This window comes from Bifidobacterium canis, assembly GCF_009727065.1.
In the GTDB taxonomy this organism is placed as follows: domain Bacteria; phylum Actinomycetota; class Actinomycetes; order Actinomycetales; family Bifidobacteriaceae; genus Bifidobacterium; species Bifidobacterium canis.
In genome coordinates, this window is the sequence record NZ_WNLP01000006.1 from 47,730 (window position 1) to 60,915 (window position 13,186).

Sequence of the window (13,186 nt, forward strand, 5' to 3'; positions counted from 1 at the left end):
ATGCAGTGCGGCTCCACAGAACTACTCTGTGGAGCCGCACGTTTTATTTGCTCTAAATTATTGACAGATGTGTTATTTATTGCGCGTCTGCTTGAGCGGAATCCTTATTCGCGAACGCCTCACGTTCCGCTTCCTTGGCCTCGGCGACCAGCTTCGCCTCCGCAGCTTCGTCGAACGATTCGTCGAAGTGCATGCCCGGCTTCATGTTCACCGGATGCTTCGGATCTTGAATGGCGCCGTAGGTCTTGAGCAGGTCGTAAATATACGTGCCCTTCGTCCTGCCGAGTGCCGCGGCGATCGCCTTGTGCATGATCTCATTGCGGCCGAACGTGGTAAGCGGCTTGCCATCGCGCAGTTTGACGGCTGCGTTGAGCATGTCGCGCACGTCGTATTCGCTGTTCCACACTTCCGGAACGCCACGATCCACATTGCACAGCTGGTACACGGCCTCCATGCCGGTGCGCATCGAATACTCAGTGGTGAAGATCGTGTCACGCGGCTCTTCTGCGAACTGGCCGATGAACGCGAAGTTCACCGCGCCGTCAGGCACGACGTCAGGGCGGTCGCCGAGTTCACGTGGCATGAAGAACGCGTCGATGTATGGCATCATCACCGGCACCGTATTGCAGTGCTTGCTGGCGAGTTCATGAATCTGGTCGGTCGGCACGCCCATATGGTAGAGCCATTCCTCGCAGATCTCCTCACCGGTGCAATCCTGCATCGGCTTGCGAATGTAGTTGCCCGGCTTGTCGGGGAACAAGCCGTAGATCCATGTGCTGATCTGATCCTTCGGCTGGTCATGGAACTGCTGTTGACGGTTCACCGTCCAGCTCATCAACCAGTTGGAATCCTCAACGGTCACGATGCCGCCGGTCACCACATGCCCACCGAACGGGCTGCGTCCGGTGATCTTCTCGATGTATGCAGGAATCTTGTCGTCAAGCGAAGTGGCAGTGGCACTCATCCACTTCGTCAGGTTCGGATCATAGATGAACTTCTCAGGGTGGCCGAAGCTCGGGTCGACGGCTGCGATGCGATTCCACATGTCCCAGCCATTGCCAGGCTTGAGCGACGGATCGAAACCAGCAGGCTTCGTCTGGCTGCCTTCGGTGGTGCTCTCCACCAAGCCGCCGTTCGTGATGAACACGAAATCGTTCTCAGTCAGCTGGATCGTCTTCTTCTCGTTCTTATCGAGATCAGTGATCACCAGCGTGTCGGCGACCTTCTTGTTCGGAGTGCTGTATGGGTTGCGATGGAACGCGCCGTTTTCCGCCTGTGCGCGCTGAGCCTCGTCCATCGCCACGTTCGTGAACTGGTTACGTGACGGTCCGTTCTCACGGTCGGAGATCTTGAAAGTCACATCATCCACCGAAGTGTGCATGTGGAATTGCACGCCATGCGCCTTCAAATAATTCATCAGCGGCAGAATCATCGACTCATACTGGTTGTAACGGGTGAAACGCAGTGCCGAGAAGTCCGGCAGGCCACCGATATGGTGAATGTAACGGTGAATGTAGCGGTTCATCTCGAGCGCAGACTGCCAGTTTTCGAACGCGAACATCGTGCGCCAATACAGCCAGAAGTTCGAGTTGAGCACTTCGTCGTCGAAGTAATCGGTGATCTTCTTGTTCTCGAGCTCTTTCTCAGGAGCCAGGTAGAGCTTGAGAATCTCCATGACGGCTTTGTCGGAAAGATTGAACTTGTTGTCGGTATGCGCGTTCTGGCCGCGAGCCTTCGTAGCGCGGCAGTTCGAATAATTCGGATCGTGCTTGTTGAGCTGGTAGTAATAGTCGAGCACCGACACGTTCTCATCTTCGAAGCTCGGCACGTCACGGTACACGTCCCACATCACTTCGAAATGGTTGTCCATTTCGCGACCACCGCGCATCACGTAGCCTTCGCCGGCGATGAATGCGCCGTCGAGCGCGCCGCCCGGCAGCTCGTCTTTGTCGAACACGTGGATGTTCTTGCCCGGCATCTGCGCATCGCGAACCAGGTAGAACGCGGCGGTCAGTGCCGCGAGTCCTGTGCCGATGATGTATGCGCTTTTGTTCTCAATGCCTTCTGGCTTGGCTGGATGGGCGAATGCCTCGAAATTGCCCGCCGAATAATACATGGTGCCTCCTTGCAGTTCCTTGCAACGTTGTGCAGGTCTGTGCATGCGTCGGATCTCGGCGCTCTACTCACCATTCTCGCCCACTATTCTGGGCTTTGTTCGAGTCTTCACTGTGAGCGTCCGCCATGTTGCCTGTGCGCGGCCAAGCGTCTACAATCTGCGCTGCCATCGTGATGGCTTTTTCGCGTGCAACCAGCAGAAATATCCTGTTAATCGTCATCCTGGCCACCATCTTCGCGCACTGTTAACAGAACCCAACTGCCAGAAGCGCTGCAATAGCTCTCCTCGCGTGCAACCAACAGGTCGATCCTGCGGAATGCATGCCAAGCAATCCCCACGCGCACAATCAGCAGGTTAATCCTGCAGAACGCACGCTAGCCGCTTCCTACGCGTGCAGATAACAGGAACATCCTGCTGACTGCCCTCCTGGACACCGCCCTCGCGCACAGCCAGCAGAACCCTTCTGTCAAAAGCACCACAACGACCCTCCTCGCGTGCAACCAGCAGGTTAATCCCGCAGAGAGCACGCCAAGCAATTTCCTCGTGCACAGCCAGCAGAACCTATCTGCCGACAGCACTGCAACAGCTCCCCTAGCATGCAACCAGCAGAGCAATCCTGCAGAATGCACGCATAGCCACCGTTCTCATTCATCTTCCCACCGGTACGTTATGTCTAATTGGAAAATGCGCGTGGTATTTGGAAAATGCGCGCCGTACTTGGAAAATACGTCATGTTTTGAGCGAAAAAGTGACCTAATTTCCAAATAGCGCGCGGATTTTCCAACTAGCGCGCGTAATTTCCGAGTAGGGCGCGTATTTTCCAATTAGACATAACGCGACGAGCGAAGCGGTAATCGCACAAGCAATGAATTGCCATCAGCGTAAGTCTGTCAAGCATCCTGCCGGATGTAGCGGAATTTCACAGGGAACACCAACGATTATCAGGGAGAGCGTCAGTCATAATGGGATTCACGGAATAGCGGAAGGATGAGTATGGTCAACGGAATGCACAGTGAGCGTGCAAGCACTGCACAGTCTGCGCAGTATGGTTCGGCGAAGCATGTGCCGGAAGCCTCGTTGCGACGGGCGGCGCATGTTCATGCGGAAACAGTGGCGGGTGAGCACAGGCCGATGCGTCGAGCCGATCGTGAGATTCTAGCACCTTCGCAGATCGCCGATGTGCTGCGTGATTGCAGCGTGGTGCGCATCGCATATGCCGACGTGCAAGGTCTCACCATTGTGCCGATTAACTTTGCATATGACTATGATCTCGCGCAATTCGAGGATCCGGAACGTGAAGTAACGCCAGCTGAGTTTGGTGATCTAGCGTTGTATATGCATTCTGCGCATGAAGGGCGCAAACTCGACGCGATCGCGGCAGCGGGCAACGCGCTGCAGGTTGCGTTCGAGATGGATTGCGACGAGCACCTCTACATGGGGCGTACGCCATGCACGGCGAGCAGCGGTTTCCGGTCGATCGTCGGCACTGGCGTGGCATCGGTCGTGGAAGACGTCAACGAGAAAAGTCGAATTATGAGCCTCCTGATGAAGCAACGCATGAATATGCCGAATGTGGAATTTACGCCAGCGCAGGTGAAAGCCGTCACTGTATGGAAGGTCGTGTCTAGAGACTTCGCCGGCAAATGGCATCCGGTTCCCCACGGCATGTGACTGCAGCAGTGAATCTGCATCACCGATCTTGCTATGTGATTCGCGGTCATGCTGCATTTGTCGGCTATTTGCCGTTTCAATATCTTCTTTTGCCGTTTTAACAGAGCCTTTTGCTGTTTATACACACAAATAAGCCATTTTCTATGTATAAACGGCGAAAATATGCGTAAAACAGCAAAATATCACACTTTTGCTGTTTTGCCAATAATCTTGCCGATTTATTCACTTTAATCAAGAGAATATATGTCAAACAGCAAAAATCTGAGTAGAAACAGCAAAATACTTAACCTTTTGCCGTTTTCACCGATAGTTTTGCTGTTTAGTTCACTTAAACAGCCATATTATGCGTCAAAACAGCAAAAATCCGCGCGGAAACGGCGAAACACGGAAGCCCGCATATGCAAAAGCGCCTCCCGTAACATTATGCGGGAGGCACTTCTATAAATCTGTCAGATGAGATTCAAGTCAGCGAGAATCACTTCTGGCCCTGCGCTGCAACAGCAGCGGCACCAGCGGCGGCGGCCTCAGGATCGAGGTATTCGCCACCCTTCTTGATCGGCTTGAAGTTCTCGTCGAGCTCGTAGACCAGCGGGATTGCCGTTGGGATGTTGACCTTGGCGATCTCTTCTTCGCTCAGGTCGTCGAGCATCTTGACGATGGCGCGCAGCGAGTTGCCGTGCGCGGCGATCAGAACGGTCTTGCCGGACTTGAGCTCAGGCTCGATCTCGGCTTCGAAGTATGGCTTGACGCGAGCCACGACGTCGGCGAGGCATTCGGCTTCAGGAACCGGATCGCCAGCGTAACGCGGGTCGTTGTTCTGCGCATACTTGTCGTTCGGATCGATTTCCGGCGGCGGGGTGCCGTAGGAGCGACGCCACAGCATGAATTTCTCATCGCCGTATTCTTCGCGAATCTCGGTCTTGTTCTTGCCCTGCAGAGCGCCGTAGTGACGCTCATTGAGACGCCAGTCACGCTTGACTGGAATCCACAGGCGATCGGCCTCGTCGAGGGAGATGTTCGCGGTGTTGATGGCGCGGCGCAGCAGCGAAGTGAAGACGATATCAGGCAGAACGCCCTTCTCCTTCATCAACTTGCCGCCGTTCTTCGCCTCTTCGCGACCCTTGTCGGTCAGCGGGACGTCAACCCAGCCGGTGAACTGATTCGTTTTGTTCCATGCGCTCTGACCATGTCGGAGCAGTACCAGTTTGTAAGTCATAGGTTTTAGTCTAGCGCCTTGTAAAGTCAATTCTGCGCGCGTTGTCCACGAACGTGTGACGCGGCAGATAATTCACATGCTTCACAGCGACATCATCATGCCGAAATACACCAGCGCCACAGCCAGAGCTATCCACAGCATGTTTTCATGGCGTTGCGGAAGCGGTGATGTGCCACGTCGAGAATCGCGACGACGGAGATCAGAATAAGCACAATGGAACCGAGCGTCGCCGCGTATCCACTGATAATCGTGAGATTTTCGAGCGACGAATCAATCGTGATCCACAGCACGCTCCACGGAATCAGCATGGCGAGCAGCACGACGCCTATCGCCACGCAAATCATCACCGTGGAGGCGCGTTCGCCAATGCGAACTTCGAGCGTGCGCTTACCGGCGGCTGCATCAGTGTGAATGTCGCGCAGATTATTGATCGACAGCACGATCGCCGCAACCAAACCGATGACTGCCGCGCCATACCAGCCGTAGCCGGTGATCGTTCCGCACAGTGCATACTGCGTGCCGAGTGTCGCCACCAAACCGAAGAACACGAACGCGACGAGCTCACCGAATCCCATGTATCCGTATGGTTTCGGCCCGCCCACATAGAACCAGGCTGCCGCCACGCACATGGCACCCACGAGTATGAGCCACCAGTGACCAGTGAGCACGCAGACCGCGATGCCGCACGCGCACGCGAGCACGGCGTTCACTATCGCTGCGATGAGCACATGCTTCGGCGGCACACCAGACGCAACGAGACGGGTGGGTGCGGCGCGTTGCAGCACTTCGTCGATTTCTTCGCGCGTGTACCCGTTTTCCGCAGCGACATCTATATCTATCGATTCGATGACGCCGCTGTTTGCGCCACGGTTTGCGTCGGCGCCGTGCACGCCATCTGAATAATCATTCGCGAAATTCGCGGCGATCTGCAGAAACAGCGCAACACCCAAGCACAGGAAAGCAACAGCAACTGTTGTGCCGGAACTAGCAGAGATGTCGCGCGCGCGGAACTCATAGAGCGCAGCTTCAACGCCCATCCACACGGGAGCAACACTCAGCGCGAGCGTGGGGATGCGCATACCGGAAACATAGTCTTGGATTCTCACGGCACACGATTCTCTCACGGGCGCGCGAAAACACTGTTCACAACCTGCATATTCGCGACCCATCTATATATGAGTCAGTACACGAACACTGTGCGACTCAGATAAATAGGTCGCGACGCAAATGACAGCTGGGTTCAGGCGCGCGCATTCGCCGAGCTCGTCTGCTTGCCGGCGATGCGCTGTTGCTTGGTTTCACCTTTGGCACGAGCTTCGGAGAGCAGATCAGGTGCGTGATGCAGCGCTTTCGTCCACACATAGTAGAAAACGATGCCAAGCACGAGCCACACCGTGCCGATGATGAGCACCGGCGTTCCCAGTGAGCAGAAAATGGTGCCGGTGACCGCGGCGCCGATCAGCGGGAAGATGATCGTGCGCCAGAATCTGCCGTGACTGCGTAGCTTCCCCTTGATGCCAAGTCCCCAAATAACGGCGATGTTGAGCATGAAATATGTAGACAGTGCGCCGTAGTTGGAGATCTTCGCGCCGGTGGTCATGCCGACCGGTAGCAAAACGAAGATCAATACGAGCGTGAGTATGATGACGAAACCGGTGGCTACTGTGGCGACGCGCGTTTTGCTGCTTATTCTGCCGAACACTGACGGCAACGCGTCATCGTTCGCCATGACACGCAGCAGCGAGGAGCCTGCCGTCATTCCGGAGAGCGCGGTGAAAATACCGAGAGCGAGCGCGTTCGCGATGGCGCACAGCACGCCGAGCCATTTGCCGGCGAGCGCGGCAACCACATAGAACCCGTTGTTTGGATTGGCGGCCATGATTGTGCCGTTGGGATCCATGCAGACGGTGAGCAAACTCATCGCCATGTAGAGTGCGCCGAGAATGAGCACGATGATGATCATCGCGCGCGACGGTCCGTGCTTGGGGTCGAGGCTCTGATCGTCGAGCGTGACCACTGAGCCGAAGCCGACGAACGACATGGCGCAGAGTGACACCGCGCTCATGACCGCGCCGAATTCGAATTTAGATGGGTTATAGAAACCGTCGAGTGAGAAGTGCGCGATATCTGGATGCTTCGCCACATAGATGATGCCGAAGATGAAGAACAATGCGAGCACTACGAGCTCCGCGACGAGCGCGAGTTTGTCAACCAATACTGTGGCGCTGGCGCCGCGCATCGCAACGATTGAGATGATTGCGAGGAAGATCAGACACCATACCCACACGGGCACGTTCGGCACATATTCGTGAATGGCGAGTCCTGCCATGATGAGCATGATCGCCGGTGTAATCAGGTATTGCAACAACATGAGCCAGCCGACTACGAAGCCGACCGGCCCGTTGATCTCATCGGTTGCGTAGACGAAGATGCTGCCGCTTGATGGGTAGCGGGGCACCATGAGGTCGAAAGACAGCGCGGTGAACAGCATGGCGATCATCGCGATCAGATATGCGAGCGCTGGCATGCCATGCGACGTTGTTGACACTGAGGCGAGGATCGAGAATGGCGCGATCGGCACCATGAAGATCATGCCGAATACCACGAGGTCGAACACAGAAAGTGTGCGTTTCACTGTGACCGGCTTCGTGTTCGGCTGTGTGTTGGTCGGCGTGTGCGAAACTCCGCCATGTGATGTTGGTACCGTCATTGTTCTTCCCTTCATGTTCGCGCCTATGCGCGCTCCCCGCGCTGCTTTCTACTTTTGTGATGTTAGTCTTCGTGACGCTTGTTATAGAACGCGTTCAGCTCTGCGCCTGCGGCTGCGAGCGCAACGTCGTCGCAATAGAGCATGTGACCGTTGGAATACAGCTGGTATTCGATGCGGTTCTTCAGTTCTTGCGGCAGGAACATCTTGCTCATGTCGTGACGCACGTTCCAATATGGCGTTGCGGCGTCGTGGATGCCACCGAGGAACAGGATGCGGCTCGTCGGGTTGCGGCGCAATGCGGTGGCGAGGTCGAATGCGACGTTCGGCGTTTGCGGAGAGCCCATGGTGCCAGGAGCCTGATGGTTCCAGTTCCATGCCTCGTTCACCTTCATCGACAATCCTTCGTAGTTCTCGTAGCCGGTGAACCCCATGTCGGAGAGCATTTTCATATAGACGTCGAGATAGGCGGCGTTGATCGCGTCGTACGACGGGTCTTCGCCGGCGAAGAACTCGTTGTCGCCTTGCACATCCTGATAGGCATAGGTCGTAAAACGGGTGTCGTAGCGTCCGGTTGTTTTACCTTCGTCTTTGAGCAGGTTCTTGCGGAAGGTGTCGAGTTCGATACGCAATCCCTTGCTGACGATGAACTCTTTTGGCAGGCCGATGAGTTCGCTCATCTGCCCTGCGATCTGATCCATTCTGCTTGCCGGCAGTTCATCGCCGAGCACGAGCGCTCCGGCAAGCGTTGAATTCACGAAATCAAATGCTTTGTTGTACCACTTGAACTGATCTTCGCCCGCTCCTGCTTTGCCGAAGTAGTTGGCTGTGGCCGCATACACCGGTACCATGCCCATGTAGTAGGCGTCGTTTCCAGAAAGCGTTGGCGCGTAGTCAAGTATGGTGGATTGTTCGATGACGCCGGTCACACCGATGCCGTGCTCGCCGAGCATGCGGTAGACGACGGCGTTGCGCATCGTGCCATATGATTCTCCGTACAGATACAGTGGGCTGTTGAAGCGCTTGTGCTCGGTGAGCCATTCGATGATGCCACGGGTGAAGGCGTCGGCATCACCGTCTACGCCCCACACTTTCTTGGCATCGTAGTTCGGGTCTACATGCGAGTAGCCGGTGCCGAACGCGTCGATGAACACGAGGTCGGAATTTGGCAGCAGTGAATATGGATTGTCTTCCACTTCGCCGACACCCTTCAAATGTGCCATGCCATCGGTTTTGACGCGCTTGGCTCCCATACCACCGATGTTGACCATGTATGAGGCACCACCTGGACCACCGTTCCAGCAGAAGGTGACGGGACGATCGTCCGCCGGAGCGTCGTCGCAAACCTGCGAGAACATGAACATGTGACCCATTGGCGCGCCATCGTCGTGGCGCACCGGAATCATTTCAGCGGTTGCGGTGTATGGGATCTTCGCACCATCAGGTCCTTGCCACACATATTGCTTGGCGACTGTGTGCGGAAGCGGTTCCAGAGGCTGCTTCTTGGAGTCCGCTTGTTCCTTGGTTGTGGTGTTGTCTTCACTCATTTCAGTACTCCTTACTTGACTTACTGATTGTGTGTAGAAGTGTGAATTTGCGATGATGTTGCAATGCATATTGCAGCGTAAAATATAGATTTCGAGCCAGCAGTGCGAGAATTATCGAACTTACTTACTCTGCTTATTGCTGCCCTCTGCTTTGGATTCCGCTGCGCCGTCTGAAGCTTCCTTGGCTTGTGCTTCATCGACCTGAACGCGGTGGATGGCTTCGGCCAGCGCGATGTCGTCTTTCGCCTGCTGGTTGAGCGCCTGCGCCATGTCGTGGTATGCACGTGCGTCATGGCGTGCGTTCTTCGCATCGGCGAGCGCCTGCTGTTCGCTCTGCGGAACCGGAGACGCATCAATGCTGGCGGCACTCGGCATGGGAAGCATGTTGCCTTCGGCGTTCGTATGCACCGGCCTCGGTTGGTATGCCAAGGTTTTGACACCCACTGTCGGGTCTCCGACGAGCGCCACTTTCGACGGTTCAGACGGCTCGGTGATGCCATGCTTCTTCAACAATTCTGCGGCAGCCGTGCCTTGGAAGGGGTCTTTGCCAGTCGGCAGATCCCTGAGCATGCCATTCGGGTCGTAGTGCCGTTTGATCGGCAGGCCCATTGGGTTTTGGTCTTCGCTGAGCATCGCGGTTGGAATGTTCGAGAGCGCCTTGCCCGGCTTTGCCATGCCTTCGATCTGCCAAGTGAACGGTGCGAACTGGTTGGTGGGGTCAGCCCAATTGTGCTTGCGTGAAGCCCTGTAGATCACGATGCAGGCGATGAACACGAAGGCGAGCAAGCCGATGATGATCAGATCGTAGGTGATGCCTGAGCCAACTTCCTTCTCAAGTTGGGCAGGTGGGTAGAACGCGAGCACGATGCCGAACACCGAAGCGATGATGCCGATGCCAGCGACCAGCCATGCTCCGAACATGCCGCCGGGAACTTTGAATCCGCGTGGGCGGTTCGGCTGCTGATAGCGCAAACGCAGGAATGCGACGAACATCATCACGTAATAGGTCAGGTAAAGAATCGTGATGGCTTGCGTGATCAACGCCACGAAGCCTTCGACGTTCGGCAGCAGGAACACGATGAACGCGATAAGCGTCATCAACGCCATTTGTGTGTACATCAAGCGGCTTGGCATGCCATGCTTGTTATTGTTCTGCAAGAACTTCGGCAGGAATCCGGAACGTCCAGCCTGTCCGAGCATGTACGACGGACCTGCGAGATTGGTGATCAGCGCGGCGAAGCTGTTGAGCATGCCCAGCCAGCAGAATACGAGATATAAATCAGGGAATCCGATGGTCGCGCCGAGCGCACGATATGTGGCGAACAGCGTGTAGAGCAGATTGATCTGATTGTTTGGAATCACAATGGCAATGATCAACGTGCCGACGATGAAGATGAGCAGCACAAGAATCATCGAGATGAAAATGGCGAGCGGGAATTGCCTATTCGGTTTCTTCAAGTCCTTGATATGCGCGGCGTTCATGTCGATGCCGGAGAACGAGAAGAACACTCCTGCAGCCAACGCGAGCGTCGACATGCCCTCCCATTTCGGCACGAGCCCTGACGGTGTGAGTGCAATGGCCGGCGTGTGGCCTTGGCACAGCCAGACCACGGCGAGAATCGTCATCACGCCAAGTGGCAGGAATGTGCCGAGAATAACGCCATATTGCGCGATTTTGCTGAACGTCTTCACTCCTTGCGTTGCGAGGAAGCAGCAGAACCAGTAGTAGGCGAGCCAGCCGATCATGATCGGCAGCGTCACCTTCCACGAATGCGAGTTCTTCGCGAAGTCGACGGCCCAGTCGTAGTTCGTGGTGAAGAAGCCGATCGTCGCAGACATCGATGGAATGCCGGAGCCGAAGGTGAATGTGGTTTGGAACCATAGAATCAGCAGGCACGACAGCGCCGGGAATACGCCGATTCCCTCGCCCACCCAGCGGAAGATGCCACCGCGTTGGCTCCAACCGGACGCCAGTTCAGCTGCAACCAATCCTGTAGGCAGGAAGAACAGCAGGCCGCCGAGCAGGAAGAACGTGACGGACGAGAGCCCGTAGAACGATTGCTGCACATCGTTGGCAAGACCGGCGATGATGGTGACGTTCATCATCGCGAGCGCCAATGTCGACAGTCCGGCTCCGCCGCCTCCTCTGGTTTTCGTGCTTGCGCCAGCTGTGTTTGCCGCGCTATTGGAGGATGTAGATACACTTCTCCCTGGTGTTGTGGTGCTCATGGTTCCTTCCCCTTCCCTTAAGATCTCCAGAACCAATATCTGCAACCGCGACCGCCGCGCTACCAGCAATCGCGGTAAAGTTCGAGCAGCATCACTCGAACGTGGTGTTATTCCGTAGTGTTATTCAAGGAGCGTCCACGGCTGGCTCGGCAGATCGCGCAGGTAGCCTTTCTGCCAATTCCATTGCGGGTGCTCTTCCATGAACGTTTCGGCGTCGAACGGCTCGCCGTCGGCACGTCCGGCTCTGCCCCACATGCGCATCGCCTTGATGTCGGAGGCGTCGGCGCATTTGCCGTCACATGAGCCGCCCGGGAAGAACGGCACGTTCCATACGCCGCGCGGGTCGTCGGCGAAGTATTGCGGGTCGACGTCGTAATGCGCGCAGATGTTGCGCGAACTCGGACTGACATACCCCAAGTACGGGTCGTATTTATCGGCAAGAATGCGTTTGGCAACGTTGTCATCAATGGTTCCGAACACTTTCGGCAGCAGGTGCTCGAACCGCGCACGCCGCGCGCCCGTTTGCTGGCGTATGTCGCTGTACCCGTTATCCGCGCATTCGAGATTGCGAATACGCGGATCATTGCAAGCGTTGCAACCATAATAGAAACCGTAGTATGCGCGTAGCAGCTCCTGATGCTTGAGTCCCTGCTCGTAGCGGGCGATCTCATTGGTGTTCGCATCGCAAAGCAGCCAAATGTTTGCGCAACCGCCATTGTTCCGCTTGTTAATGAGGCTCACCCACTCGTCGATACTGCCCGCATATTGCGCGGCTTTGCGTGCGCGAACGAATTCGGGAACACCGCTGGCATCGTAGCCGATGAAACCGGCGATCGTCGTCTCGGCGATGCCCAAACCTGCGGATGTGATGGTGAAGTCGGTCATCGACGCGATGTACCCGGGAACTGTTTGCATGATGAAACTGTTGCCACGTTTCGGTTTCACACGCTCGCACACGTTGAAATATTGTCCGCTCCAGAACTCGGCGAAACTTTCGTGCGCGATCACCGGTCGGCCGTCTGCTGTCGCCTCGCCGGTGGCCACGAAAGCCGAGCAATGTGAGCCACGCGGACCTATCGGCGGGTTATTCGAGTACTTCGGCGCCACTTGCGGCCACCAGTACTCGGTCAGTTCCATCCAATCATTCCAACCGATGACGTCATCCAGCGACGTCGCCACTCCCCTAGCGGTAAATCCATCTGCCATTCCCTGCATTTCCTCGAGGTATTCCTCTGGAATCCTGCTCTTGTGCATTTTGACGGCTTGCTTGGCGAAGAACGAGTATTCCATACCCGTGTTTTCAAGTGTCATATATGTGTAGACGCGCACTGCATCCGCGAATTCGTCCGCGAGCAAATACCCGTGCTGAAAACCGATTTCGTACGGGCTTCCCTCCAAGCTCAGGTATTTCCACCCGTTGATATTTTCCAGCGAGGCTTTGGCAATAATTTTTGCTGTTCAGCATTGAGTTGTGCCATGTGCAGCCCCTTTCCTCGAAACTGGTTTCACCTTAGAAAAACTGGGGTTGCGATTGGTTTTCTTTGACTCTTGGCAGATACACTGCGAGCGGAACAGAGAACAGTTATTTTGAAGAAAAATTTAATATTATTTGTTGATTCGAAATTTTTAAAAAGTAGAATATTATGACAACGTTTGCTTATTGCTGAGAACGTGACATGCCGTAACTTTATAGCGGTTCT

The 13,186-nt window shown here is 55.6% G+C and carries 8 protein-coding genes; 1 reads left to right on the plus strand and 7 read right to left on the minus strand.

What is annotated here, in order from left to right; genetic code table 11:
* Positions 1 to 76: 76 nt before the first annotated feature.
* Positions 77 to 2,116 (minus strand): oleate hydratase, encoded by a 2,040-nt coding sequence (locus GSD1FS_RS06180; protein WP_155588857.1) that lies wholly within the window; start codon positions 2,114 to 2,116, stop codon positions 77 to 79.
* Positions 2,117 to 3,247: 1,131 nt separating this feature from the next.
* Here GSD1FS_RS06180 and GSD1FS_RS06185 point away from each other — a divergent pair.
* On the plus strand, positions 3,248 to 3,787 hold the full coding sequence (locus GSD1FS_RS06185; RefSeq protein WP_155588920.1) for a pyridoxamine 5'-phosphate oxidase family protein: 540 nt from the start codon (positions 3,248 to 3,250) through the stop codon (positions 3,785 to 3,787).
* 475 nt (positions 3,788 to 4,262) lie between these two features.
* Here the strand turns inward: GSD1FS_RS06185 and GSD1FS_RS06190 are convergent, their stop codons facing one another.
* From GSD1FS_RS06190 to GSD1FS_RS06215, 6 genes are all read right to left on the minus strand, one after another.
* Complete coding sequence (locus GSD1FS_RS06190) at positions 4,263 to 5,003, minus strand: phosphoglyceromutase (RefSeq protein WP_155588858.1); 741 nt, start codon at positions 5,001 to 5,003, stop codon at positions 4,263 to 4,265.
* A gap of 128 nt (positions 5,004 to 5,131) precedes the next feature.
* Positions 5,132 to 6,109 (minus strand): 1,4-dihydroxy-2-naphthoate octaprenyltransferase, encoded by a 978-nt coding sequence (menA, locus tag GSD1FS_RS06195; protein WP_343030229.1) that lies wholly within the window; start codon positions 6,107 to 6,109, stop codon positions 5,132 to 5,134.
* 134 nt (positions 6,110 to 6,243) lie between these two features.
* Positions 6,244 to 7,713 (minus strand): APC family permease, encoded by a 1,470-nt coding sequence (locus tag GSD1FS_RS06200; RefSeq protein WP_155588859.1) that lies wholly within the window; start codon positions 7,711 to 7,713, stop codon positions 6,244 to 6,246.
* Between the two features lie 62 nt (positions 7,714 to 7,775).
* Positions 7,776 to 9,257, minus strand: coding sequence for a S10 family peptidase (locus GSD1FS_RS06205; RefSeq protein WP_155588860.1), 1,482 nt, complete (start codon positions 9,255 to 9,257; stop codon positions 7,776 to 7,778).
* A gap of 120 nt (positions 9,258 to 9,377) precedes the next feature.
* Entirely contained in the window at positions 9,378 to 11,486 is a 2,109-nt protein-coding gene (locus GSD1FS_RS06210) for an APC family permease (protein ID WP_155588861.1), read from the minus strand.
* 120 nt (positions 11,487 to 11,606) lie between these two features.
* Positions 11,607 to 12,884, minus strand: a complete 1,278-nt coding sequence (locus GSD1FS_RS06215) for a C45 family autoproteolytic acyltransferase/hydrolase (protein ID WP_246165968.1) — start codon at positions 12,882 to 12,884, stop codon at positions 11,607 to 11,609.
* Positions 12,885 to 13,186 lie beyond the last annotated feature (302 nt).

Bases quoted from the DNA above. Each gene is read 5' to 3' on its own strand.
- GSD1FS_RS06190 (WP_155588858.1), bottom strand. From the start codon at position 5,003: ATGACTTACAAACTGGTACTGCTCCGACATGGTCAGAGCGCATGGAAC.
- GSD1FS_RS06180 (WP_155588857.1), bottom strand. From the start codon at position 2,116: ATGTATTATTCGGCGGGCAATTTCGAGGCATTCGCCCATCCAGCCAAG.
- GSD1FS_RS06210 (WP_155588861.1), bottom strand. From the start codon at position 11,486: ATGAGCACCACAACACCAGGGAGAAGTGTATCTACATCCTCCAATAGC.
- GSD1FS_RS06185 (WP_155588920.1), top strand. From the start codon at position 3,248: ATGCGTCGAGCCGATCGTGAGATTCTAGCACCTTCGCAGATCGCCGAT.
- GSD1FS_RS06205 (WP_155588860.1), bottom strand. From the start codon at position 9,257: ATGAGTGAAGACAACACCACAACCAAGGAACAAGCGGACTCCAAGAAG.
- GSD1FS_RS06200 (WP_155588859.1), bottom strand. From the start codon at position 7,713: ATGACGGTACCAACATCACATGGCGGAGTTTCGCACACGCCGACCAAC.